At 54.7% G+C, this 25,069-nt stretch carries 16 protein-coding genes and 1 pseudogene; 3 read left to right on the plus strand and 14 right to left on the minus strand.

Going from position 1 to position 25,069, the window contains the following annotated elements; genetic code table 11:
- Positions 1-177: pseudogene (locus HQ37_RS08325) on the plus strand (ISAs1 family transposase); the annotation flags it as partial.
- A gap of 732 nt (positions 178-909) precedes the next feature.
- On the opposite strand, the gene HQ37_RS03255 reads toward HQ37_RS08325, so the two are convergent.
- The 6 genes from HQ37_RS03255 to HQ37_RS03280 form a co-directional block, all read right to left on the minus strand.
- On the minus strand, positions 910-2,229 hold the full coding sequence (locus tag HQ37_RS03255; RefSeq protein ID WP_036880432.1) for a hypothetical protein: 1,320 nt from the start codon (positions 2,227-2,229) through the stop codon (positions 910-912).
- A 13-nt stretch (positions 2,230-2,242) separates the two neighbouring features.
- Positions 2,243-3,988: a DUF6029 family protein gene (locus HQ37_RS03260; RefSeq protein WP_052080724.1), complete on the minus strand. Its 1,746-nt coding sequence runs from the start codon at positions 3,986-3,988 to the stop codon at positions 2,243-2,245.
- A complete protein-coding gene (locus HQ37_RS03265; RefSeq protein WP_036880435.1) occupies positions 3,988-4,485 on the minus strand; it encodes a TlpA disulfide reductase family protein in 498 nt (165 codons plus the stop codon). Before HQ37_RS03265 ends, HQ37_RS03260 begins: the two co-directional genes overlap by 1 nt.
- 5 nt (positions 4,486-4,490) lie before the next feature.
- A complete protein-coding gene (locus HQ37_RS03270) occupies positions 4,491-5,168 on the minus strand; it encodes an Omp28-related outer membrane protein (RefSeq protein WP_036880437.1) in 678 nt (225 codons plus the stop codon).
- A 306-nt stretch (positions 5,169-5,474) separates the two neighbouring features.
- Positions 5,475-7,937 (minus strand): BamA/TamA family outer membrane protein, encoded by a 2,463-nt coding sequence (locus HQ37_RS03275; protein WP_081951743.1) that lies wholly within the window; start codon positions 7,935-7,937, stop codon positions 5,475-5,477.
- A 266-nt stretch (positions 7,938-8,203) separates the two neighbouring features.
- Positions 8,204-8,686: an Lrp/AsnC family transcriptional regulator gene (locus HQ37_RS03280; protein WP_036880444.1), complete on the minus strand. Its 483-nt coding sequence runs from the start codon at positions 8,684-8,686 to the stop codon at positions 8,204-8,206.
- A 319-nt stretch (positions 8,687-9,005) separates the two neighbouring features.
- On the opposite strand from HQ37_RS03280, the gene HQ37_RS03285 reads away from it, so the two are divergent.
- Positions 9,006-9,392, plus strand: coding sequence for an START-like domain-containing protein (locus HQ37_RS03285; protein WP_036880446.1), 387 nt, complete (start codon positions 9,006-9,008; stop codon positions 9,390-9,392).
- A gap of 70 nt (positions 9,393-9,462) precedes the next feature.
- Here HQ37_RS03285 and HQ37_RS03290 read toward each other — a convergent pair whose 3' ends face one another.
- The 4 genes from HQ37_RS03290 to HQ37_RS03305 form a co-directional block, all read right to left on the minus strand.
- Entirely contained in the window at positions 9,463-10,689 is a 1,227-nt protein-coding gene (locus HQ37_RS03290) for a DUF1343 domain-containing protein (RefSeq protein ID WP_052080725.1), read from the minus strand.
- A 2-nt stretch (positions 10,690-10,691) separates the two neighbouring features.
- Complete coding sequence (murI, locus tag HQ37_RS03295; RefSeq protein ID WP_036880450.1) at positions 10,692-11,519, minus strand: glutamate racemase; 828 nt, start codon at positions 11,517-11,519, stop codon at positions 10,692-10,694.
- 518 nt (positions 11,520-12,037) lie between these two features.
- Positions 12,038-15,604: a pyruvate:ferredoxin (flavodoxin) oxidoreductase gene (nifJ, locus tag HQ37_RS03300; protein ID WP_036880453.1), complete on the minus strand. Its 3,567-nt coding sequence runs from the start codon at positions 15,602-15,604 to the stop codon at positions 12,038-12,040.
- A 386-nt stretch (positions 15,605-15,990) separates the two neighbouring features.
- Positions 15,991-16,956, minus strand: a complete 966-nt coding sequence (locus HQ37_RS03305; RefSeq protein ID WP_235264627.1) for a peptidoglycan DD-metalloendopeptidase family protein — start codon at positions 16,954-16,956, stop codon at positions 15,991-15,993.
- Between the two features lie 384 nt (positions 16,957-17,340).
- Between HQ37_RS03305 and HQ37_RS03310 the strand changes: the two genes are divergently transcribed.
- Positions 17,341-18,606 carry a hypothetical protein gene (locus tag HQ37_RS03310; protein WP_036880456.1) on the plus strand — a complete coding sequence of 422 codons (1,266 nt, stop codon included), beginning with the start codon at positions 17,341-17,343 and terminating at the stop codon, positions 18,604-18,606.
- A gap of 388 nt (positions 18,607-18,994) precedes the next feature.
- On the opposite strand, the gene HQ37_RS03315 is transcribed toward HQ37_RS03310, so the two are convergent.
- The 4 genes from HQ37_RS03315 to HQ37_RS03330 form a co-directional block, all read right to left on the minus strand.
- Positions 18,995-20,308, minus strand: coding sequence for a replication-associated recombination protein A (locus tag HQ37_RS03315; RefSeq protein ID WP_036880457.1), 1,314 nt, complete (start codon positions 20,306-20,308; stop codon positions 18,995-18,997).
- Positions 20,309-20,388: 80 nt separating this feature from the next.
- Complete coding sequence (gene aspS / locus HQ37_RS03320) at positions 20,389-22,152, minus strand: aspartate--tRNA ligase (protein WP_036880458.1); 1,764 nt, start codon at positions 22,150-22,152, stop codon at positions 20,389-20,391.
- Positions 22,153-22,262: 110 nt separating this feature from the next.
- Positions 22,263-24,137: an ABC-F family ATP-binding cassette domain-containing protein gene (locus HQ37_RS03325; RefSeq protein WP_036880459.1), complete on the minus strand. Its 1,875-nt coding sequence runs from the start codon at positions 24,135-24,137 to the stop codon at positions 22,263-22,265.
- A gap of 28 nt (positions 24,138-24,165) precedes the next feature.
- Positions 24,166-25,068 carry an exopolyphosphatase gene (locus HQ37_RS03330; RefSeq protein WP_036880461.1) on the minus strand — a complete coding sequence of 301 codons (903 nt, stop codon included), beginning with the start codon at positions 25,066-25,068 and terminating at the stop codon, positions 24,166-24,168.
- Between the last annotated feature and the right edge of the window lies 1 nt (position 25,069).

Here is a 25,069-nt window from a genome sequence, read left to right on the forward strand (position 1 = left end):
ACCTTCAGGGAAGATGCCTGCCGTGCTCGTAAGAATTATTCAGCCACCAACCTAAACACGTTGAGAAAGTTTGCTTTAGCCATTGTCTCTCAATACAAAGACAAACTATCCTTACGCAAGAGGCTGTTCAAAGCCGCTCTCAATATAGACTATCTCAAGAAGCTCCTAAAGATTTGATGCGGTTGCCCTGNAAACTATCCTTACGCAAGAGGCTGTTCAAAGCCGCTCTCAATATAGACTATCTCAAGAAGCTCCTAAAGATTTGATGCGGTTGCCCTGACTTTTGAGATCGACGGCTGGGGGCGGTAAGAAGTGAGGCGCGACCAGTCTGAGACCTCCATCGAGCCTCCGAGAGGACTTCGCCCGAGAAACTATCTATCCCCTCAGGAGAGACACCAGCAGGTGCACAGCTGAGACTCAAATAGGATCACAACAGAGATCTAGATAGGAACTCCAACGAAGCATAAGTAGGATCGTAACAGAGACCCAAGTAGGAGCTCCATCAAGGGTTAAATAGGAACTCGATCGAGGCCCAAGTAGGGGCGTCAAAGAACATTCGGCTAGAGGTCCTTGGGTTCCTAAGTAGCAAAAAATCTTGTAAGTTATTAGTCCATTGGCTGATAAGTCGCAATGAAAAATCTTGTAAGTTAGCAGATCACAGAGAGCTAACGAGGAGATCCGTCGAGGTATAACTGGAAGCACAATGGAGGGGGAGAGAGACCTATAGATGAGCCCTCTGTCGGGCCTCTAGCGAGGAGATCCGAGGGCATCATGAGCTGCTCAACTGAGAGCATCAGAGCCCCATTGCAAGGCTCTAGGGAAGCGAGCCACAGACAACAAAAAAGGGCGGGTGCTGCAAGCCCAAAGGCCTACAGCACCCGCCTAAAGAGGGAGAAGAAGTATAGGGGTTTAGTAACGCATATTGAGGATGAGCTGGGCGATCGACTTACCCTCTCGATCGAGGAGGCTTAGGCGGATCTTATGGTCTCGGCCCTTATCCTCATCCTTGCGCACCAGGTAATGCAGCTGCACACTCTGCTTCTGATGTTCCTCCAGGCTCGTATCTAGGTGCAGATACTTGAGCGAGAGATCGCCCTCATAGTAGCTCGTATGCTCTGCGATGAAGCACTGGCCATTGAGGCAGACTTGTCCAAGACCGATCTGTGTCAGGTCGAGATGATCGAGCTTCTCGAGGCGTACCCGATAGTCTCCCAGCTGGGTCTTGAGCCCTGGGACGACAAAGATATAGGGGCTGAGGAGCTCATCCTTCGTACCGATCTCCTCATCAGCAGGGACGAAGGAGCCACACTGGACTTCCGCCCCCGACCCCCACTGCTTACCATCGACGACAAAGCTCATCTGCTCCCTGGGTTCGATCTTGAGCTTGGGAGGCTGTGGCCTATTGGGGTCTTCCTCCTCATGAGAGCCTCCTCCTTCACCCCAAGCTCGCAGCGTAGTACTGACGACCTGCCCCCTTGCATCAGTCGCAAAGGCTATGAGCTTGGCAGCCCCCCACGAGGTAATGCGTGAGGCCTCGATCCGACGACGATAGAGGATCTCTTGCTCCATAGAGATACCCTCACGGGGGGTTAGGCTGTGGCGTAGGACTTGGCGGTGGAGGTGCTCTTTACCCTTGGGGCTATTGCTCTGCCAGGCACGCACATCCTCGACGAGCCATAGATGCAGACGGAGATCCTTGGCCACACCTTCGACAAGGCGAAGCCTTGCCTGGAGCTCGTCTCCAGTGCGAGAGAGCTCAGCGATTTGAAGCTGAGCCTGACGCTTCGCAAGAAGCATCTGCCCGATAAGACCACGCCACTGACCAGTATCTTGACTGAAGCGTGAGCCGTCGGGCAGGAGGGGGCTGCGATTGATCATCACAAGAGGGAGCTGTCGGGGCAAGCCAAAGGCTTCGCCGAGGCGATTGGCCTCCTCCGAAGCCAGGGCCGAGGTCGTTAGGCCACTACGCTCAGCGTGCATAGCCACGACGATGATCCGCCCCCGATGCTGCGAGGCCAGCTCCTCCAGCAGTCGAGCCGCCTGAGGGCATTGGCTGCATAGCTGCCCCGTGTATTCCTCGACGAGGAGGGTAGAGCCAGTCTCCCCACCCTCCATAGGAGGCGAGGGGACTGGCTCGAAGCGTTGATAGTTAGGATTACAAGCCCCCAGTACGACAAGACTCAGCACGAAGAGTCCTCGCCACACAGAGGAAGAGATAGGACGATACATATTCGGAGGGAGTTTAAAGAGAGAGTAGTAGGGAGAGATTCAAACCAAAGGTCTCGGGGACATAGCGGCATACCCCACCCGAGCAGTTAATTCCCGCTCGGGTTCGCCCCCAACCCAGCTGCAGGCGATGAGCCTTGTAGCTATGAGCCACAGAGAGCTGATAGTAGTGCTGATCCGAATGAGAGGCCCATTGGTCGCTCAGGGAGATGATCCACCTTGGGGAGAGGCCTAGTTCAAGGGCGGCGTAGAGCCAATGCCCTCGATCCTTGTCCGAGACCTTAGAAGGATCGAAGGACTCCTCGTGCAGATACTGCAGCTCCGTACGCAACGAGGTCTTCGCCCCAAGCTTGTGTTTGCCTTCGTAGACGAAAATATGGCTTCGGATGAGCCCAGGCGTATCGCTATGCCCCTCGATCACCTCTTGATTGTAGGCTTGGTGGGTATAACTCAGCGTGGCAGCATAGGAGCGGGAAAGCTTGCGAGAGGCCTCAAGCGTAATATCATGGAAGTACTTCTCTCCAAAACCCAAGAAGCTATAAACTGCCCCATCCGAACCATAGAGCTGCTCCTTAGAGGTCTGCCCTCGCAGTACACTCAAAGGGCTAAGCTCCGATCGGTCAGCAATCCGCAGAGCATTGATATGCGAGGCACTCAGACGCAGCTGCGTGCCATATCGGCCACCTAGGGCTGTACCCCGAGGGATCGTATAGCGTAGCTCTGCCTGCATTGCCCATTCGCCCCAGGCTTGCGTAGCATAGGGTCTGAGGGCAGAGAGGGTGTAGCTCTGCTGCTGGGTAAAGGGGATGAGGTGATTGATACGCAGGTCTAGCTGTCCAGCCGAACGCTGCGAACGGAAGTCGAAGTTCTCACTTCGCCTTGCCCCGAGCATGAAACTGAAGCCTCGGGACGAATAGCTCGTCATGAGCATAGCCACCGAGCCTGAGCTGAAGATATAGTTATTAAGTCGATTGGGGTCGGCCCACTTATAAGCGAACTCACCATTGACCTCCCAAGCTCCTCGCTGCAAGAGCATACGTCCCGACCAAGCAGGCACTTGCCTAGGAGCGACAAGGCGTAGTATGGTGCGCCCCTCACCCATGCGCTGGATCAAATGCACATCGCTCAGATCTGTCTCACTCTTGACTACCAAAGAGAGACCGAAGTCAGCCCGCCAGCCTCGTTGGCTCAGAGGGCTGATCCACTCGGAGAGGCTAAGCGAGACATCGCCCGCCACAACGAAGCCTCTATGGCGATTGAGTAGTCCCCAATGTCCTCGGTCGAAGTGATTTCTCTGCTGACCCGCCGAGGCCTTAATCTGTAAGCCCTCAATAGGAGTGAGTCTGAGGTGAAGCCCTCTAAGAGAGTTATCAATACCCAACAAGCGATCTTCATAGGTGCGTAGCAGCAGCCCAGAACCAAGCTGGTCGTAGCTATCGCCCAGCGACACCTCAGCCCATCCGAGCGAACTCATCAGCTGCCAATAAGCGAGACCCCATCCAGCCCCACCCTCAAGCCCTGGCAGTGGCCGAGGCATGTGCTCCAGGCGTGCGGCAGCACTGAGTCCTCGGCCCTCAGCCCAGAGGTTTAGGTAACTGTTGCTATGCAGCCTATAGCTATTCGTAGTCTTGGAGGCATAGTGTGCCTCGCTCTGCAGCACTCCCCTCACCCGCCGGTCCTCAGCAGATAGTCTTTCAGTCTGCCAAAGGAGAAGCGAGAGGGCTAGGGCCCAGCCTTTCAAGATACATCCTTTGCCCCTCATCACTGCTTTTTGCTCTTACGAATAGCCTGGATGAGCTCCTCCTCGCTACCTGAGGAATAACCTGTATGACGATAGATCTCCTTGCCCGAGGTATCGTAAACAAAGACTGTAGGCAGATAGACTACGCCGAGATGACGTTTGAGCTCCTCGTTGGGGTCTAGCAGCACCTCATACTCCCATCCTCGAGAGCGCACCAGGGGCTTCACACGGAGGCTATTGCTGCCCTTGTCGATGGAGATCGCAAGCATGCGCACATTTGTCTCCTCTTGCCAATCGGCGTAGACCTCGCTGATGGCCGAGAGCTCCATGAGGCAGGGCTTGCACCAAGTAGCGAAGAAGCTGATAATGACGGGGCGACCTTGGCCAACAAGCGTGCTCACATCAACCTTGCGCCCCTCTATATCAGAGAGGATCATCTTGGGCAGCTGAGCTGCCAGAGGAAAGACAGAGATGAGGATGAGCAGGAGGCCCAAGAGAGTTGTGTGGATCTTCTTCATTGTGCCTAGCCCTTCTTCTGAAGTGGGAATGAGGTAGCATCGATAATGCGCTTCGTATCACTATCCATCAGCAGCACGATGAGCTCGCAATGCTCGGGGTTGAGGTAGCTAGGGAGTGTGTACTGCTTGCTGTACTTCTTGCCCAGCTCGATCTTCTCACCCCAAACTCCGTTGAGAGAGCCTCGGAAGACGAAGTTATGCTTAAAGTTACGATCGAGACTGCCTGAGGGCATTCTCTGATAGCTAATGATATTGTTCTCTATAACCCAAAGGACCAAGTTTATCTTACCCTCCTTGTGGCGTGCTCGCTCACTTTCATACAGCTGCATCACGAGCTCTAGGTCGAGCTTGCGATCCGCAAGCTTGATGCTCGCAGAGGCCTTGTAGATATCCTTGAGATTGATGAGCGAACGAACATCTAAGGGTTCATGGACAACGTTGTTAAATCGGCCAGTAGGATAGCTCGTAACCTTCAGATGAGTGTGATAGATAGCAGCATCAGGGTGGTGCAATGCCTGGGAATAGAAGCGACCATCGCTGTGCAGGGCTACAGCGATGTAATGAGGGGCGAACTCTTCGTAAGTTCTTTTGAGCGCAGCCAAGCTACCTGGGCAAGCAGGGCAGAGCTGCCCTGTGAAATCCATCGCAACTACATTGCTCTTGCCTGCCTGCTCGCTGGTCATAGGTGCTGTCGGCAGAGTGGGCTCCTCTTGTTTGGGAGGTACTGGCTCTTCCTTTTTCGGAGGTGTAGGCCCTTCCTTACCGGGTTTAGGTTCGGGAATGTTGGGTTTGTCTTTGTTACAGCTGACTGGTAGCAAAGTCAGCGATAAAGCGCAGAGAGCAAGTCCTGCCGATGAGTAAGATCTCTTCATCTTTTCTATATCGTTAAGTTTATTTGCAACAGTAAAATCTCCGAAATTTGGTGAATCTTTGATCTAAGTGGTGAGCAAAACAATCTTCAAGAGACTAACCACTCCCCACAGGGCTCTCTAGAAGGGGTAACCCACGGCTAGGTGAAAACCCAGAGCATCCCCAAACTTGGGGATATTGTACCACCCCGAGCGGCTTGTCTTGTAGGGCAGATGCAGCCCCACACCAATGTCCAGTCGGACGACAAGGTAGCTAAAGTCTAACCTAATCCCCCCACCAGTACCGACTGCGATCTGATCGAGGAAGTCCCCTACGCTAGAGACCTCAGAGAGAGCTCCGCCTGGGCGCAGCGGATCGGGACGGAGTAGCCATACATTGCCTGCATCTACGAAGAGAGCTACATCAAGCAGACCTGTCAGCTGCTTGCGCCACTCTATATTCGTCTCGAGTTTAAACTCCCCCACGTGATCCATGAAGGCATAGGGGCTCTGGTTGTCTAGAGCACTGAAACGACCAGGACCTAAGCTACGCACTCGGAAGGCTCGTAAACTATTTGCCCCACCGACGTAGAACTGCTCCATATAGGGCGCACGCAGCATATTGCCGTAGCTATAGATCCCTCCAAGGAGTAGCCTTGAGACGAGCTTGGTACGTCTATCCAGCTGCCAGGAGTGGCGGGCCTGTCCGCTAAGCTTGACAAACTGAGCGAAGGGGACACCGAGGATGTGCTTTGTCTCGTCGAAGGACTTTCGACCAAGAAGGGCGAAGAGACCCGAGGTCAGATTGCCCGCTTGACTCACGCTAGCCCCAATGAGGAGATTGCTGCGTCCAGGTCTTAGGGTAGCATTGTCATAGACGAAGCTATAGCCAATCTGTGGTACGAGCTGATCTCTCATGCTGAGCCCCAGGGAGGGGTTGTACACGAGCATCTCTCTAAACTCTGCTGTACTACTGCGCAGGCGGTTGTAGCTCAGATCCAGCACTCGAATGCTGTGCGTCTGAGTAGCATTGGGCTGAAAATCGTAGGAGAGGTTAAGCCCCACAGAACCCAGGCTATAGAAGCCCGAACGGTTGATCATCTGTGCGCTGAGACTCAGCGTCGTCGAGGTCGGGTAAAGGTGATAACGATCGAGCCTGCCAGGGAAGAGGAGGGTCGGTAGCGTAAGCCCAACATTTGCCCCGAGCTGGTAGCTGTTGATGCTCACCTCGGAGGCTTTGCCGAGAGCGTTGGAGCTATTGGTCTGCCACTCATAGCTGCCGAAGAGGGCTGCGGTAAAGGTCTCCCCTCCGCCGAATACATTCCTCTTGTCGAGGCTAATCTTCCCCCCAGGCCCTACGAGGTCATTGGTCTTGGTCGTAAAGTGTGCTTGCACACTCGCATCCCAGGGGAGGTCGCTACGCAGCAGCACATTCATATCCATGACCCTATCCCCGTGTCCGTAGGTGATCAGTGGGGTTGCTGCCCCACCGGTATGTTCCTGGGCGAAGAGGCTCGTCTGCGGGAAGGCAGCGGCAGGGGTGAAGCTAATATCCACGGAGGAGAATGCCCCCAAAGCCCCTAGAGCCTTAAGGCTACTGCCCTCGAGACTCTGACGATAGAGGCTATCAGGCTTCAGATGCAGACGATTGGCCAATACTCCTCGTCTAATGGGTAGGCGACCTCGGTAATAAGCCTTCAGCCTCGGGGATAGCTCGAGACTATCTCGTCCACGCTGGCCGTAGCTGTCTACGAAATGTATGCGCACCTGGCCGATGCGCCAGCGTTGCTTCGCCTCCTCGGGTAGCCCACTGACCAGTGAGCTGCGCAGCTGCACCCGTCCTGAGTGTTGTAGGGTATCCGCCTCGTAGGCGATATAGCTGGGCTTGAAATAATAAAACCCATGCTCACGCAGGTTCGCACTGACCTCTGTGCGGTCGCCCTCAAGGACATCTACGCCGAAATAGCCACCACGGTGCAGACGGCTGTACCTCTGATGATCATACACCAAGCTGTCCTCTAGGTCAATGGGCGGCAGATAAGCCACCGAATCAAGTAGATAGGGCGAACCCATACGCACCTCATAGGCAACCTTGGCCTGTAGGCTGTCCGCCCTCCGGGGGATGATCCGTGCGCGAACCTCGGCATTGAGATAGCCATACTCTCTGAGAATGCGCTCCGAGACCTTGGCTCGCAGATCGGGGGCTACATCTGAGATCCAAATGGGTTTACTCCCAAGCCTACGCATCCATCGCCCCATGAAGGTACTATCAGCCTCGTACTTTTTGTAGAGCCAGAGCCCCATACTCGGCCAGGGCCATCGGTAGATCGAGCTACCGAAGATTGCATTGTTGGGGGCATAGGCCAATTGCTCCTCGATGGCCTCGATGGCCCTCTGTCCATGCGAAGACTTATCCTCATCCGAGATCTCGATGCTCTTGATCCCGATGTAGAGTTGCTCACCCGATCCCTGATACTGGGAGATGGAGCAAGAGGAGAGTAGGAATATCAGAGCTAAGAAGATAGCTCCTCCTACCAACCAACCTATAGGCCCATGAGGCCTTTGTTGTGGGGACAGCTGTATGATATGGGTCAATGGGGTCATGCTTAGTCGTTGCGGACAAAGATACGACAAGCGAGGGCTGATGTCAAGCCCCCTTGAACAGAGCTTCCCCAGCCTTGGGGGGGGTATTTACAAAGCAGCCATGTAGCCACGCACACACCTCGTGCAGCGAAGCTACATGGCTACCATCTGAGAACAAAGCCCGAGCGGACATCCGCTCGGCATCCTCCAGCGAATACTCGGCCCGATCCTAGCTAGGGAGATACGGTGCTTGGCAAGCCCCCTTCGGGCGAAGCCAGGCGACGAACTTAGGGTATTTGCTCCACCGGAGGCAGGGGGACGGCGTTGGTGCATTTGACCTCGCCAATCACAAAGACACTGTGCAGGCTACCGACACACTCCATGCGCCCAAGCGTATGCAAGACAAAGTCTTGATAATGCTGCATATCACGCACATAGATCTTGATCAGGAAGTCATACTCACCCGAGGTATTGTAGCACTCAGTAACCTCCTCGAGCTGCATGATGGCATCCATGAACTGGTCTGCGTAGTCCTGACCATGCTGCTTGAGGCGGATATTGCACATAACAATAATACCATTGCCAACCTTGTTGGCATCAAGTACCGCAACATACTTGCGTATGTATCCACGACGCTCTAGACGCTTGAGGCGTTCGAATACTGGCGAAGCGGATAGCCCAACGATCTGTGCGAGCTCTTTTGTAGTTAGCTTAGCATCCTCTTGGAGTGTCTTCAAAATCAAGATGTCGATAGCATCTAATCCTTGCATAGAATCCTTGTATTAAGTGGCTCAGCGAGCCAAATGAGACAAATTATTTTGCTGACAAATGTACAAATTTAAGTATTACTATCGCTCCCATAGTCTCAGTGAAAAGTTCTGCAAACAAGCCCCCATGCTCCCGAAAAGAGGATGGCTAACGGCTACCTCAAGCGATAGGAATCCTGACACCATGCTGCAAGGAGTTCAAGGGCCGACAAATAGAATATTTGCAGGTTTGTGCACTTGCTAAGTGAAGAAAAATGGCTATATTTAGCACCTCAATGAAAGCGATGCTTACGAGATAAGCAAGCAACACGAACGTAATAGTATGAAAAAGGAGAAATATCATCTAGAGTACGTCTTTGATCGGGTATCACAAGACAGCCTATGGAGGAAGCTCTCTACCGAAGATGGGCTCGTAGAGTGGTTTGCCGATGGAGTGATGATCGAGGGAGATCGTATTCACTTCTGCTGGAGCGACGAAGATTGCTCATCTGCCACCATCTCAGAGGTTAGGTCGGGCGAGGCTATTCGCTTCGACTGGGAGGACGATCCTGGTACCTATATGGAGTTCTGCATACACACGACCGAGCTCACGGGCTCTCGCTCCCTGGAGATTACCGACTTCGCCGAGTCTGTTGAGCGCATGATCGCCATCGGGCTATGGGACAAACAGATCGACCGCCTCAAACACTCCCTAGGTGTACAGCACTGATCCGAAGGGGTGCAGCTGAGCCGGAGTGGTGTGCCCTCGCCACCCAATCAGGACGACACCTCTAATAGCCTTATTGTCTCTGCTCTGGATAGAGTAGATACAGCCGTCTACGCACCTTGAAACGCTCCAATCCCTCCTGCCAACTTGCTCGGATCTCCGCCTCATCCAGCCCCTCATCCAACTGTCGGGCCAGCTGCTTCGTACCAGCGATGAGCTCGAAAAATCTCTTTCGGGTAATCAACTTATGCCCTAATCGCTTAGCGAGACGGTGGTAATGTATCAACCAGCCAAGGGAGAGCTCTCGCCGAGGCATCTCTCCACGAGACAAATCGACACCATAGCACCGCTTGCCCCGATGCAGTGGAGATGAATCCGCCCCCTGGATGGCTCGAGGTACGAAGCTATACGATCCGTAGGCTTTATTTGGGTAGCCCAACACGCAGAAGGGCCTGTCCGTCCCTCGGCCGACACTCATCCCCGTCCCCTCGAAAAAGCACAGAGACGGATACAACGTAACCGAGCGAGTATTGGGCAAATTGGGACTAGGACGTACAGGAAGCTCGTAGGGCTCACCATGCTCCCAGCCGACTAGAGGGACGACCGTGAGGGCACAGCGAAGGCTGTCCCCTGGGCTCAGCCAATCCTCGCCATTGATCATCTCCGCCAGCTCGCCCACTGTCATGCCGTGCAGGATGGGGAGTGGCAAGAGGCCGACGAAGGACTTGCAGTCCGCCTCCAGCATCGGGCCATCGATGTAGTCATTCGGATTAGGACGATCGCACACGACCATCTCCAGTCCGTTCTCCTGGGCTGCCTGCATAAGGTAGTACATCGAGTTGATATAGGTGTAGAACCTCGCCCCTACATCCTGTATATCGAAGAGGAGCACATCCACGCCCTGGAGCATCTCTGGGGTTGGCTTCTTCGTTCGCCCATAGAGGCTGACAATCGGGATACCCGTCCGCAGATCTCGTCCATCACGGACGGACTTCCCAGCATCCACATCCCCTCGGAAGCCGTGCTCTGGTGCAAAGACCTTGCTTACCCGAATGCCGCTGGAGAGCAGAGTATCGAGCAGATGTAGCTGGGCTTCTCCGACGAGAGAGGTCTGATTGACCATGAGGGCCACACGCTTCCCCTCGAGCAGAGGGAGTAGGAGCTCCATACGCTCTGCTCCCACACGCAACTTGCAGGGGGGACTCTCTTGCCCCTGGGCAGGTATAGGTAGAAGCAAGCGAAGGGCTAGGCAAAGGGGCAATAGCCTCACGAGGCAACGGGTATGGGAGGGCAGAGCCATGTCTAATCAATTTTGACCCGTTGGGCCGCCACCTGCGTATCAATGAAGATCGAGGCTAGATCTCCGAACTTGTCGGGGCATTCCGTCGTGAGGAAGCGAACCTCCTCTCCCCGACTGAGTCTAGTCTCCATCTCAGGATGGCGAATGAGGTAATCGGCCAAGGAGCTAGCCACAAGATCCCCCTGGGCGATGAGGCGGATATGCCGAGGCAGAGCTGCCTCGATCTTGTCCCTGAGTAGCGGATAATGAGTGCAGGCCAGCAAGATGGTATCGATCTCTGCATCCTGTGCCAGCAGAGCACGAGTATACTTGTCCACGAAGTAATCTGCCCCCGCCCCTTGGCTCTCGCCATACTCGACGAGGGGAACGAACATCGGGCAGGCCTGCTCATAGACCTCAAGGTCGGGGAAGAGCTTGCCGAGCTCGAGGGTGTACGACTGCGAGGCGACAGTGCCTGGCGTAGCCAAGACACCGATCTTGCGGCTGCGGGTCATATCACCCACCACCTCTACTGTCGGGCGAATAACCCCCAAGACACGCCGTGTAGGGTCGGACGAATAGGGCAGATAGGTCTGCTGGATCACCCTTAGAGCCTTGGCCGAGGCGGTATTACACGCCAGGATAACCAGTGGACACCCTTGGGCGAAAAGATATTCGACGGCCTGTCGGGTAAAGTCCTTGATCACGTCGAAGGATCTTGTCCCGTACGGTGAGCGTGCATTGTCGCCGAGGTAGATATAGTCGTATTGGGGCAGAGCACGACGGATCTCTGAGAGGATCGTAAGCCCCCCATAACCCGAGTCGAATACCCCTATCGGATGCGATGCCATGTTGAGTTGATTGTATTGTTGAACCCCATAAGCCCTCGAAGTGCCTACGACACCTCGCTCATGCTAGGGGCAGGAGCTAAGCTCGTACAAAGGTAGCACAAAGCATCTTGCCCGAGAGCCCCTCTCTCCATATTGTCTCTCGTCTAGGATGCACAACCAAGAGGGAGGGAGGGAGGAGATTGTCGGATGAATGCCCCCTAAACGTCAGGGCTGTCGGTTGAGGCTATTCGAGGGAGAGGCCCTATTTCTCTTGCACTAGAGACTCAAGTAGGACTTGGATCGAGGCTCCTATAGAAACCTCTATCGAAAGAGCAATAGGGTCGCTATCGAGAAGATCCGAGGGCCATGGAGGATCACCCCTCGGGATTTTTACAAAGGGCCGATCAAGAGATAGGGCGGTTATCCTGGAGGATCTGCGGGGATAATACAACGAGGGTGTGGCGAAGCATTCACGTCGCCACACCCTCTAGGTCTATTTATTCCCTCAGCCCTAGGCTAAAGGGCTCGAGGTTGATAGCTTAGCCCTCCTTGGTTTCAGCAGCTTTGGCTTCTTCCCAAACCTCGCTTGCACGACGCTTGTAGCCAGCATAACGCCATTGAGAGTTACGCTTAGCTTCTTCAAAGAGCTCTACAGCCTCTGTGGGATACTGTTTCTTGAGTGAAGCGTAGCGCACTTCGCCCTCGAGGAAGGGAACGAAGTTGTCCCAGTTAGGCTCCTTACTGTCAAGGGTGAAGGGGTTCTTACCCTGAGCTTCAAGCTCTGGATTAAACCTCCAAAGATGCCAGTAACCACAGTTTACAGCGTTCACCTCTTCCTTCTGAGCCTTACCCATACCTGCCTTCAGACCATGAGAAATACATGGAGAGTAAGCGATGATCACAGAGGGCCCATCGTATGCCTCAGCCTCACGGATGGCCTTGAGCGTTTGGGCGGGATTAGCCCCCATGGCTACCTGAGCAACGTACACATATCCGTAGGTTGTGGCGATGAGGCCAAGATCCTTCTTGCGCACACGCTTACCAGCAGCGGCAAACTTGGCGATAGCCCCTACAGGCGTACTCTTAGAGCTCTGTCCACCCGTGTTGGAGTAGACCTCTGTATCGAGGACAAGGATATTGACATTAGCCCCTGTTGCGATCACATGGTCTAGGCCACCGAAGCCAATATCGTATGCCCAACCGTCTCCACCGATGATCCACTGGCTGCGCTTGATAAAGTAAGAGCGTAGATCGTACATCTGCTGGCAAACACCCGTGATACGACGAGCAATAATGGGCTTGATGGCGTCTGCAAGACTCTTGGCACGAGCAGCATCCTCACGGTTGTCGATCCACTCACGCAAGAGGCTCTTGAGCTCTGCATGGTCGATCTCTGGGTTAGCGATGCACTCCTCAGCCAAGCGTACAAGACGCTCACGCATCTTCGTGTAACCAAGGTGCATCCCGAGACCGAACTCGGCATTGTCCTCGAAGAGAGAATTAGCCCATGCAGGTCCTTCGCCTCTCTCATTTACGGTGTATGGAGTAGATGGAGCTGAACCCGAATAGATAGACGAGCAACCAGTCGCATTAGCAACCATCTGACGATCTCCAAAGAGCTGAGAAATAAGCTTCACGTAGGGAGTTTCACCACAGCCAGAGCAAGCACCAGAGAACTCAAACAGAGGTGTAGCGAACTGAGAGTTCTTGACATTGGCGGTAACGTCCACTAGGTGGGCCTTGCTGCTTACATCGGCCAGGAGCTTGTCCCAATTGTCCTGCTCTGGGAGCTGGCTCTCGATCTCCTTCATCACAAGAGCCTTGCCGTTCTTGTTACCTGGGCAGACATCGACACAGTTGCTACAGCCAAGACAGTCAAGCACATTCACCTGAATGCGGAAGGTCATGTCAGCAAACTGCTTACCCATAGCCTTGATGGCATTGACGCCCGTCTTAGCCTGCTCGTCTGCCGTCATCACGAACGGACGGATCGTGGCATGAGGACAAACGTAAGCACACTGGTTACACTGGATACAGTTCTCAGCAAGCCATTCGGGCACATGAGAGGCTACCCCACGCTTTTCGCTGGCGGCAGTACCGTTGTCCCAAGTACCATCCTCACGGCCCTTGAAGGCAGAGACGGGGATGCTATCGCCGTCCTGAGCATTGATGGGGCGAACGATCTTCTGAATGAACTCCGTATCGTGGCTGTGCACCTCTTGGGCATCATCAGGCAGGTTAGCCCACTCAGGCTTGACAGCCACCTCGATGACATCAGCCCCTCGGTCTACGGCGGCGAAGTTCTTATTGACTACGTCCTCACCCTTCTTACCATAGCTCTTGACGATGGCTTTCTTCATCTGCTCGACAGCTAGGTCATAGGGGATCACCCCAGAGATCTTGAAGAAGGCAGACTGTAGGATGGTATTCGTACGGTTACCCAGGCCGATCTCAGCTGCGATACCTGTAGCGTTGATCATGTAGAAGCGAATATTGTTCTTGGACAGATAACGCTTCACTTTGTTGGGCAGGTGCTTCTCGATCTCGCTGGCATCCCAAACGGAGTTGAGCAGGAAGGTGCCATTCTTCTTCAACCCACGAGTTACGTCATAGAGACGCAGGTAAGCGGGCACATGGCAGGCTACGAAGTCCGGCGTTACAACGAGATAGGTAGAGCGAATTTGATTGTCCCCGAAGCGCAGATGCGAGCAAGTGAAGCCCCCTGACTTCTTCGAGTCGTAGGCGAAGTAAGCCTGACAGTACTTGTTGGTATTGTCCCCGATGATCTTCACGGAGTTCTTGTTAGCCCCTACAGTACCATCGGCACCGAGACCGTAAAACTTAGCCTCAAACGTCTTGTTATCCTCGAAGATCAGGTCTTCCTTCTCAGGCAGAGAGGTGAAGCTAACGTCGTCTACGATACCGATCGTGAAGTGATCCTTGGGCAAGCGCATCTGCAGATTCTCATATACAGAGAGGATATGTGCAGGCGTAGTATCCTTGGAGGAGAGACCATAGCGACCACCCACGATCAGAGGAGCATCCTCTGCGCCATAGTAGCAAGACTTAACGTCTAGGTAGAGAGGCTCACCATCAGCCCCGGGCTCCTTGGTACGGTCGAGCACAGCGATGCGCTTAACCGTCTTGGGCATAGCCGAGAGGAAGTGCTTGGCACTGAAGGGGCGATAGAGGTGAACGGAGAGCAGACCCACACGCTCACCCTTGGCACGCAGATGGTCGATAACCTCGCGGATCGTCTCTGTAACCGAGCCCATGGCGATGATGACACGATCAGCATCCTCTGCCCCGTAGTAGTCAAAGAGGTGATAATGCCTTCCTGTAACAGTGGCGAGCTTGTCCATATAGTCCTGAACGATCTCGGGGACTGAGTTGTAGAAGGGATTAGAAGCCTCCCTGTGCTGGAAGTAAACGTCGGGGTTCTCCGCCATACCACGAGAGACTGGGCTCTCAGGGTTAAGGCCACGAGAGCGGAAAGCACGCAGGGCATCCCAATCGATGAACTGTGCTAGGTCTTCATTGTCCAAAGCCTCGATCTTCTGGATCTCGTGAGAGGTACGGAAGCCATCGAAGAAGTGGATAAAGGGAACTCGAGACTTGAGCGTAGCCAGGTGTGCTACCCCGGCCAAATCCATCACCTCCTGCACACTACCAGTACAGAGCTGAGCGAAGCCTGTGGGGCGTGCAGCCATGACGTCCTGGTGGTCGCCGAAGATAGAGAGCGCATGCGAAGCGATAGCACGTGCCGAGACGTGGAATACAGCGGGCAAGAGCTCCCCAGCGATCTTATACATATTGGGGAGCATGAGCAGCAAGCCCTGAGAGGCCGTGTAGGTCGTCGTTAGTACGCCAGTCTGCAGAGAGCCGTGTACTGCACCTGCAGCCCCAGCCTCGCTCTGCATCTCCTCTACGAGGACGGTCTCTCCGAAGATGTTCTTACGCCCCTGAGCAGCCCATTCGTCCACGTACTCTGCCATGGTTGATGAAGGGGTGATGGGGTAGATGCAAGCCACCTCGCTAAACATATAGGATATATGTGCAGCGGCTTGGTTACCATCACAGGTCAGGAACTTTTTCTCTTTAGCCATTTCTTGATCCTTTATTATTTTAAGTGATTATCTATATTCTATCTCTCTATAGCAATCGGTTTGGTTGGTCGGTATTCTCGGGGAGGCTTGATCAGCAGTAAGGGCGATGGCATCACCTACGCAAAGAACAGCCCAAACGACCCGAACATATACCTAATTTTCGGTAGCAAAGGTAGTCCATCTAGTGAAAAAAGCCAAGGATATTCCTAGATTATTAACACAGTATTGGTATACAACCGAGAGCATATAACTTTCGGGACCAGAATCATCAATCTAGAAGTCCCCTATAAATGAGATATTTAGATCTCAAATAGCAAGCCCGAGGGCGGATCTTCAGATGATCCACCCTCGGGCTTGCCTGATGAAGTGAGGCTAATAAGTTACGACTAATCGGGGATGAGCACAGATCGGCCAGGGATGAGCTTCGTCCTCGAGTTCATGCCATTGACAGAGAGAAGATTGGCAAGGCTCACGCCATGAGCCTGGGCGATGCCATAGAGGGTATCCCCTTTGCGAATGCGATACACCTGAGTGGCTGTAGAGGCTAGAGCGGAGACACCCTTACCCTTGCTACGCACCTTAGCAGAACGTGCCGCATAACGAGCCCCTCCGATATGTTGCTCCTTGACGAAGGTATAGGAGTCGCTGCGAGGCGCTCCCTCGGCGAAGTCGAAGAGAAGTTCTGGGTCGATGGCTACCCCCAAAAAGCGTGTCTCGAAGTGCAGGTGAGGGCCAGAGGATCGGCCAGTATTACCCCCTAAGCCAATGGGTTGGCCAGCCTTGACGATCATCCCCTCCTTGACGAGGCTACGGCTCAGGTGGCCATAGACGGTCTCTAGGCCATTAGGATGACGTACGATGATGTAATTGCCGAAGCCACCTCGGTTGTAGGAGCTCACACGCACCTTACCTGAGAAAGAGGAGCGGATCGTATCGCCTCTAGTGAGGCCGAAGTCCGTACCATAGTGGTGGCGGCGATATCTACGGCGATAGCCATAGTGAGAAGTTACTCGCCTCGTGTCTAGAGGCATAACAAACTCCCCCAGGTCTATAGTGTAACTATCAGGGATCGTCGCCTCGCCAGAGGTGAAGGGGTTCAGCCTTCGACTCCAAGAGTTCTCCCCATACAGATCGATCGAGGGGAACTCCAGTGCCTCACTCTCCAGCTCAGCTCGAAGCTCAGCCTCTCGGAGCTTCTTCTCCTCCGACAGTCTTTTCTTGAGCTCTACTCGATCAGCGAAGAGAGGATGCTCTGCCTGCAGCAGACTATCGACAGACGGACTCTTCGGGTTTGCCGTGCGTATCTCTCTGCGTGGTGTCTGCGCTGTAGCCTCGATGGTCGTTGCCGCCATAAGGCTTACCCCCAGACACAAAGACGCGCATAGCAAAAGCAATTTGTTCTTTGTCATAGGTTGTTTAAATGTCGTTCAAATAAGATACCTCCGCTTGAGATATTCTTAAATAAATAAGAAAAGCCCCAATGGTTTAAGGCTCGGTGGCAAAGATATATTTTCCATGTTAAACGACAAAATATTCTCCAAATTAAGGACATTATTTTCTCTAAGCCCTACGATCTACACTCCATCGCAGGGTCTATAGAAGAGTCTCCATTGGGGCTAAAGCCACCCCAATGGAGAGGAGGGATAGGCGATCTGAGGAGAAAATCTTTGTCCGATCATAACTACAGCATAAAAGTTGAGGGCTATCTTTGCAATATTATCCTATAGATTGATCTTATGAAAAGGACTGTACTCATCGCCCTAGTAGCCCTCAGCTGCACAAGCTCTATAGTTTGGGCACAAAATCCTAAGAAGGAGCTTCGCAAGCTCACCCAACGTGTCGAACGGCTCGAGAAGGCGACCATGAACCAACGGCGTCTCTCCATCTCTGGCTACCTCCAGGGGCAAACTCAGTACGGCCAAGAGCAGGCTAGACTACGTGTAGGCGAGCCCTCCAAGGAAGAGGGGATGCCGCACCGCATGGGTATACGCCGAGGACGGATCAAGTTCGACTACACCGAGAGACTTGCTCAGATGGTGTTCCAACTGGATGTAAATGAGAGCAAGGTTTCACTCAAGGATGCCTACTTCGAGCTCAAGAGCCCCTGGAGGAGCTTGCGACGCAGCGGACTCAAGCTCGGAGTCTTCAATCGTCCCTTCGGCTACGAGATCGAGTACTCTTCCTCTCGGAGAGAGTCGCCCGAACGCTCGCAGATCTTCAACGAACTCTTCCCTGGCGAGCGAGACATGGGCCTGATGCTGAGCCTAAGCCCCAACAAGGGCAATGCTCTGGACTTCCTCAAGCTGGAGGCAGGCCTCTTCGTCGGCAGTGGCATACACTCCGAACTGGACAATCGTCGAGACTTCATTGGCCACCTCTCGGGTGGAGGTAAACTGAGCGAAGACCTCAAGCTCTCGGCAGGGGTATCGTACTATCACGGCTTCGTACAGCACACCCGAGAGCAATACTTCTCGATGGAGGTTGACGGCTTCAAGACCCATGAAGTCAAAGCCGTAGGCAGCTCCTATGCCTTGAGACAATACTTCGGTGTAGATGCTCAGCTTGCCCTCAGCACCTCTCTAGGCACAACGCAGCTCAAAGGCGAATACCTCTGGGGGCAGCAACCCAGTCGCCGAGGGAGCTTCCGCAGCCCTAACTCGAACAAGCTGCACATCGAGCCTCTCTACCTGCGCCCCTTCTCAGGTGGCTATGTAATGCTCGTGCAAGGTCTCGGGGGGCTACCCGTCTCGGCCGTACTCAAGTACGAATGGCTCGACCCCAATACCCAGCTCTCGGGGGATAACCTCCTGCCCAAGGGAGGCTCTGAGGCCGACCTCTCGAGCCAAACACTCGGTATGGGCCTGGTCTGGAGGATGAGCAAAAGCCTGCGCCTACAAGCTTATTACGACTTTGTCCACAACGAGAGGGCCCAGGGGCTCGAGGGCTACGAGACGGATCGGGCCGATAATGTTCTAACGCTGCGCATACAGTACAGCTTCTAGAGGGATCGCTACTGCTGCATCGGTGGGCAAAGGCAATACAGAGAGGGTGTGATCAGAAAAAGTAGTGATCACACCCTCTCTGTTTGTCCATCGAGACCGTCTAGAGAGGCTCAGATAGCCTCGGCCTCGAGCGGAATATAGGATGGCGGATGAAGGCCTAGATGGGATCGCAATGGAGATCTAGATGAGAGTGCGACAGAGGCTCAAGTAGGATCGCAATAGAGACTCAAATAGGATCGCAATAGACGCTCAAGTAGGAGCTCCATCGAGGCACAAGTAGGCCCTCGATGGAGGGTTAAGTAGGAGCGCAACAGAGCATCCAGTTAGAAGTGCATGGACACCCAAGTAACGTGAGTTCGGTACAAAGATTGCCGTCCTCTCGGCTTCATTACTTCGCCTCGAGCTCCTCCACCCCACTAGAGGCCTGCCATCGCTCTCGCTGCCGCTGGGCCATCTTAGCCTCGGAGGCATTGCTTGGATTGGGCTGCCAAAAGACTTGCCCTAGAGCCCCATCGGGGAGGTATTGCTGAGGTACAAAGCCACCAGCATAGTCGTGGGCGTAGAGGTAGCCAGAGCCGTAGCCCAGCGAGGCCATCAGCTCGGTTGGGGCATTGCGCAGGTGCAGAGGGACGGGCAGATTGCCGCTGCCTCGAACGAACTCCAGTGCCCGATCGATCGCCCGGTAGGCCGTATTGCTCTTCTCACTACAAGCGAGGTAGACAGTAGCCTCGGCCAGGGGAATTCTCCCCTCGGGCCATCCGATACGCTCCAAGGTCTGAGCGCAGGCATTGGCCAGCAGGAGGGCATTCGGATTGGCTAGGCCAATATCCTCTGCGGCCGAAATCACTAGGCGACGAGCAATGAACGAGGGGTCTTCTCCCCCCTCGATCAACCGAGCGAGCCAGTAGAGGGCAGCATCGGGGTCGCTCCCTCGGATACTCTTGATCAGTGCCGAGGCAATATCGTAGTGAAGCTCGCCCCCCTTGTCGAAGGCGATCGGATTTTCTTGTACTCGGCTCGAGACCAGCTCGTTCGTAATCTCTAGCGGATCGAGGCTACTCGACAGGGCTACCAGCTCGAGGATATTGAGGGCACGTCGGGCATCGCCCGAGGAGAGGCGCAGCAAAGCCTCCCACTCAAGCACGACGATCCTGCGCTTCGAGAGCAGTTCATCTCGCTCAATAGCATACTCGAGGAGGGCACGGAGCTCCGCCTCGCTCAGTGGACGGAGCGTATAGACCTGGCAGCGAGAGAGCAAGGGGCGGATAACCTCGAAGCTGGGGTTCTCCGTTGTCGCACCGATGAGGGTAATCACCCCTCGCTCGACAGCCGAGAGCAGGGAGTCCTGCTGGCTCTTGCTGAAGCGATGGATCTCATCGATGAAGAGGATAGGACGAGCGGTATCCGAGAAGAGGCCACGCTGTCGCTCAGTGGCTGCCTCGAGCACCTCTCGCACATCCTTGACCCCCGAGTTGATCGCACTCAGGCAATAGAAGGGGACTCCGAGCGAGTGGGCAATGATCTCCGAGAGTGTGGTCTTGCCCACCCCAGGAGGGCCCCAAAAGATGATCGAGGGCAAGCGACGCTGCTCGATCATCTCCCGCAGCGTAGCCCCCGGAGCGACCAAGTGGCTCTGCCCGAAGTAATGCTCGAGCGAGGTGGGGCGCATACGCTCGGCCAGGGGTTTGCTTGCTGTCATCATAAGCTATAGGGAAATAAGAAAGTCGGGCACGAGAGCCCAGCTCCGACGCACCCGACCATCTAGGTTATTAGTCTTTGAGTTTACTTGCTCAGAGGACGAAGCGAGAGGTGGAGCTCGTCCAGCTGCTCCTGGTCAATGATCGATGGAGCATCGATCATCACATCTCGGCCAGCATTGTTCTTGGGGAAGGCGATGCAGTCTCGGATGCTATCCAGCTCGGCAAAGAGGGAGACGAAGCGGTCGAGACCATAGGCGATTCCTCCGTGAGGAGGAGCTCCGTATTTGAAAGCATTGAGCAAGAAGCCGAACTGCTGCTGAGCCTTCTCGGCCGTAAAGCCCAGCACCTCGAACATACGTGCCTGTAGGCTACTGTCGTGGATGCGGATCGAGCCCCCGCCGACCTCAACACCATTGATCACCATATCGTAGGCATTGGCTCGTACTCGGGCAGGATCGGTGTCCAAGAGGGCAATATCCTCCGGCTTGGGGGAGGTGAAGGGGTGATGCATGGCGTAGAAACGCTGCGTCTCCTCGTCCCACTCCAGCAGTGGGAAGTCCACGACCCAGAGGCAGGAGTAGACGTTGCTCTGTCTGAGCCCCAGCTGAGAGCCCATCTCGAGGCGAAGCTCAGAGAGCTGCTTGCGGGTCTTGTCGGCATCGCTACCCGACATGATGAGGATGAGGTCTCCGGGCTTGGCCTGCATGGCTTCGGCTAGAGCCTTGAGGGTATCTTGACTGTAGAACTTATCCACGCTGCTCTTGACCGTACCGTCTGCCTCTACTCGGGCATAAACGAGGCCACTAGCCCCGATCTGAGGACGCTTGACGAAGTCCGTCAGAGCATCCAGCTGCTTGCGGGTATAGCTGGCTGCGCCCTTGGCACAGATGCCCCCGATATACTCTGCCGAGTCAAACACAGAGAATCCGTGGCCCTGCAAGAGATCTTTCACCTCGACGAAGGTCATCCCGAAGCGGGTGTCAGGCTTGTCCGAACCATACAGACGCATAGCATCGGCATAGCTCATCCGAGGCAGAGGTAGAGGGATATCGATCCCCTTGAGGGTCTTGAAAAGGTGTTGGGTCATCCCCTCGAAGAGCGTGAGCACATCCTCCTGCTCGACGAAGCTCATCTCACAGTCTATCTGAGTGAACTCAGGCTGGCGGTCAGCTCTGAGGTCTTCGTCTCTAAAGCACTTAACGATCTGAAAGTAGCGATCGAATCCGCTGACCATCAGGAGCTGCTTGAAGGTCTGAGGAGACTGTGGTAGGGCATAGAATTGGCCTGCATTCATGCGGCTAGGGACTACGAAGTCTCGAGCACCCTCGGGGGTGGACTTGATCAGTACTGGGGTCTCTACCTCTAGGAAGCCTTGGCCGTCAAGGTAGCGACGTGTCTCTAGGGCAAACTTGTGTCTAAGCTCCAGGTTAGCACGCACGGCACTGCGGCGCAGGTCGAGGTAGCGGAACTTCATTCTGAGGTCATCGCCCCCGTCGGTATCGTCCTCGATCGTGAAGGGAGGGGTCTCTGAGACATTCAAGAGGCGCATCTCCTGCACCTCGATCTCGATGTCTCCAGTGGCCAGGTTGGGGTTCTTATTCGAGCGTTCGCTGACCTGTCCAGTTACCTGGATCACATACTCTCGCCCGAGCTCCTGTGCCTGCTCGGCAAGCTCTCCGCTTACGTGCTCGGCGTTGAATACGAGCTGAGTAATGCCATATCGGTCTCTAAGGTCTACGAAGGTCATTCCTCCCATGCGGCGGGCCTTCTGCACCCATCCTGCAAGCGTTACGCTCTGGCCGACGTGTGCCAGACGTAGCTCACCACAAGTTCTATTCCTATACATATTTTACTGACAATGTTTTTGTAGTCAATTGAGTATCGGGGCAAAAGTAGTCAAATCTCCCCCATTCACCAATAACTGTGTCCAATTAAACTGAGCTCTAAGCCTTGGGCCTAGTGATCCTTCTCCTCGAGCTCGAGTTGCCTTAGGGTTAGGCTGTCCATCCGTTCGATGATCTCGGCCAGACGCACCGAGGCCTGCATGAGTGCCTCGCTGCTCATCCCACCCGAGCTCATAGCCTGCTCGAGGGAGCGATGCTCCTCCTCGAGCAGGGGCATTTGACGGTTGATGTCCTCTAGCTCTCTACGCTCGGCAAAGCTAAGGCGGGGTGTCCGCTCGCGGGGAGCTCGGCTAGGGGCTTCGCTCTTGGGCGTGGAGGCCTTCTCGGCCAGACGTTGCTGGGCCTCTCGCTCCTCTCTCCATGCCCGATAGAGGCTATAGTTGCCGGGGAAGTCTCTAATCATCCCTTCGCCCTCAAAGGCCAATAGATGCCCTACGACCTTGTCCATGAAGAAGCGGTCATGTGAGACAATGAGCACACAGCCCGAGAAGTCGGCCAAATACTCCTCAAGCACCTGGAGGGTCAATATATCTAGGTCGTTGGTAGGCTCGTCCAGCACGAGGAAGTTGGGCGAGGTTACCAGCACGCTACATAGGTACAGCCTGCGCAGCTCACCCCCGCTGAGCTTGCCGACCTCGGTGTATTGCCGCTCGACGGGGAAGAGGAATTGGGTCAAGATCTGCGAGGCACTCAGCACCGAACCATCTGCATTCAGGCTGGCAAACTGCTCGGCAATATCCTGTATGACATCTATTACCCGAGCTTCGGGGGCGAAGGAGGGGGCCTCCTGGCTATAGTAGCCGAAGCGCACTGTAGAGCCAATATCTATCGTCCCTGCATCGGGCTGCTCGAGACCGAGTAGGAGGCGCAGGAAGGTCGTCTTACCTACCCCATTCTCCCCAACGATGCCGATCTTGTCGCCTCTAGAGAAGATATAGTCAAAGTCCTTGAGTATCGTCCGCGAACCATAGCTCTTCGAGAGGCTCTCGACCTCGAAGATCTTCTTACCGATATAGGTTGCCCCCGCATTGCCTAGGTCTATACGCTGCCCACTGCGCTTGGTGTGCAGCTTGCCCTCTAGCCCATGGAAGGCTTCGATGCGATACCTGGCCTTCGTACCTCTAGCTTGTGGCTGTCGGCGCATCCACTCGAGCTCTCGACGATAGAGATTGCTTGCACGGCTCTCGGCCTCAGCTTCGGCCAATCTACGCTCTTCCTTTTTGGCCAAATAGTAGTCATAATTGCCCCGATAACGATAGAGCTGCCCACGGTCAAGCTCTAGGATCTGATTGCATACCCTATCGAGGAAGTAGCGGTCATGTGTAATGAGGACGAGGCTCACGCTAGAGCGAGCGAGATAGCTCTCTAACCACTCAATGCTCTTGAGGTCTAGGTGGTTCGTAGGCTCATCAAGCAGGAGCAGCTCTGGAGCACTGATGAGCGTAGCCGCTAAGGCAATGCGCTTGGCTTCGCCGCCCGACAGGTGGGCGACAGACCTCTTGAAGTCCTTGATGCCTAGCCGGTCGAGGATCTCCTTAGCTCTCTGCTCATAGTCCCAAGCCTGGGTACTCTCCATCTCGGGCAGTAGTCTCTCGAGGCAGGTCTGATCGTCCTCGGCGAGGGCTTGCTCCCACTGTGCGACGAGCCTAGCTACTGGATCATAGCTGCTGAAGCAAGCCTCAAGCACCATCCCCGTCTGGGGGAGCGTGGGGCTCTGTGGCAGGTAAGCCCACCGAAGGTCATTCTCATAGGTAAGCAAACCTCTATCGTAGGGCTCTACCCCGACGAGGATATTCATCAGTGTTGTCTTACCTGCTCCGTTGGGTGCGATAAGCCCTATCCGCTGCCCACGATCGATGGCGAAGGTAAGATCCTCGAAGAGTACTCGGTCGCCGAAGCTCTTGGTTAGTTTGTCTACTTGTAGCATATAGCGGTCAAAGGTATTTGCCGGGGCTCTAAGCCTGCTGATGACGGCGGTAGATCGAGTCGATGATGCCGTCGCTAAGCCCCTTGGCGGGGACGATCACCCCATCGGCTGCGAGCGTATCACCTACCAGGAGGAAGATGTCTGCTGCGGGGACGATCACCTCTGCTCGGTCTGGTTTGAGGCGGAAGTGTATCATACGTCCCTCGCTATCGTATTGCTTGAGCTCACGAGCCACTCGATGTAGGCTCTCCAGGGGGAGGAAGTTGATGTTACTCCGCTCGGCGGGTGCACCTAGGCGCAAGAGCTTGTTGATATTGCCTCCTGAGCCGACGACCTTGATCGAGCCATATTGATCTTTGAGTTGCCGAAGATATTGGGCGAAGTGTGCCCATTCCTCAGCCTTGACCATACCATTGAGGCTACGCACAGTACCAATGTCGAAGGAGTGCGAGGCGACGAGCTGTCCAGCCACGATGATGTTAAGCTCCGTGCTTCCGCCTCCGACGTCTACATATAGATAGGTATCGTCCGGGCCGAGATGCTTGGGGGCGATGAGGTCGCTGGAAATAAGTTTTGCCTCCTCTCGTCCGTCCAGGATCTCGATCCGGATGCCCGTTTGGAGCATGATCTCACGGCAGAGTTCGGGCCCATTGTCAGCGTCTCGCATGGCCGAGGTGGCACAGGCACGATAATCCTCTACTTCGTAGATGGCCATAAGCTCTTTGTAGGCATTCATCAGCGAAAGCATTTGCCGGGCTTTCTTCTTACCTATTCGGCCCTTGACGAAGGCGTCTTCGCCCAGGCGGATAGGGACGCGCACGAGCTGAACCTTGGACATACGCTCCTCGGACTCGGGAGCATTAACGCACTTGATGAGCAATCGAATAGCATTGGAGCCTATATCTATGGCGGCATAATGGGTCTTGGACATA

Source organism: Porphyromonas sp. COT-239 OH1446 (genome assembly GCF_000768875.1).
In the GTDB taxonomy this organism is placed as follows: Bacteria; Bacteroidota; Bacteroidia; order Bacteroidales; family Porphyromonadaceae; genus Porphyromonas.

What these genes read in the sequence shown, in the direction of transcription:
- HQ37_RS03330 (WP_036880461.1), bottom strand. Translation starts at nt 25,068, where the DNA reads ATGTCCAAGACCCATTATGCCGCCATAGATATAGGCTCCAATGCTATT.
- aspS (WP_036880458.1), bottom strand. Translation starts at nt 22,152, where the DNA reads ATGTATAGGAATAGAACTTGTGGTGAGCTACGTCTGGCACACGTCGGC.
- HQ37_RS03275 (WP_081951743.1), bottom strand. Translation starts at nt 7,937, where the DNA reads ATGACCCCATTGACCCATATCATACAGCTGTCCCCACAACAAAGGCCT.
- HQ37_RS03315 (WP_036880457.1), bottom strand. Translation starts at nt 20,308, where the DNA reads ATGATGACAGCAAGCAAACCCCTGGCCGAGCGTATGCGCCCCACCTCG.
- HQ37_RS03265 (WP_036880435.1), bottom strand. Translation starts at nt 4,485, where the DNA reads ATGAAGAAGATCCACACAACTCTCTTGGGCCTCCTGCTCATCCTCATC.
- murI (WP_036880450.1), bottom strand. Translation starts at nt 11,519, where the DNA reads ATGGCATCGCATCCGATAGGGGTATTCGACTCGGGTTATGGGGGGCTT.
- HQ37_RS03285 (WP_036880446.1), top strand. Translation starts at nt 9,006, where the DNA reads ATGAAAAAGGAGAAATATCATCTAGAGTACGTCTTTGATCGGGTATCA.
- HQ37_RS03290 (WP_052080725.1), bottom strand. Translation starts at nt 10,689, where the DNA reads ATGGCTCTGCCCTCCCATACCCGTTGCCTCGTGAGGCTATTGCCCCTT.
- HQ37_RS03270 (WP_036880437.1), bottom strand. Translation starts at nt 5,168, where the DNA reads ATGACCAGCGAGCAGGCAGGCAAGAGCAATGTAGTTGCGATGGATTTC.
- HQ37_RS03325 (WP_036880459.1), bottom strand. Translation starts at nt 24,137, where the DNA reads ATGCTACAAGTAGACAAACTAACCAAGAGCTTCGGCGACCGAGTACTC.
- HQ37_RS03305 (WP_235264627.1), bottom strand. Translation starts at nt 16,956, where the DNA reads ATGGCGGCAACGACCATCGAGGCTACAGCGCAGACACCACGCAGAGAG.
- HQ37_RS03260 (WP_052080724.1), bottom strand. Translation starts at nt 3,988, where the DNA reads ATGAGGGGCAAAGGATGTATCTTGAAAGGCTGGGCCCTAGCCCTCTCG.
- HQ37_RS03280 (WP_036880444.1), bottom strand. Translation starts at nt 8,686, where the DNA reads ATGCAAGGATTAGATGCTATCGACATCTTGATTTTGAAGACACTCCAA.
- HQ37_RS03310 (WP_036880456.1), top strand. Translation starts at nt 17,341, where the DNA reads ATGAAAAGGACTGTACTCATCGCCCTAGTAGCCCTCAGCTGCACAAGC.
- nifJ (WP_036880453.1), bottom strand. Translation starts at nt 15,604, where the DNA reads ATGGCTAAAGAGAAAAAGTTCCTGACCTGTGATGGTAACCAAGCCGCT.
- HQ37_RS03255 (WP_036880432.1), bottom strand. Translation starts at nt 2,229, where the DNA reads ATGTATCGTCCTATCTCTTCCTCTGTGTGGCGAGGACTCTTCGTGCTG.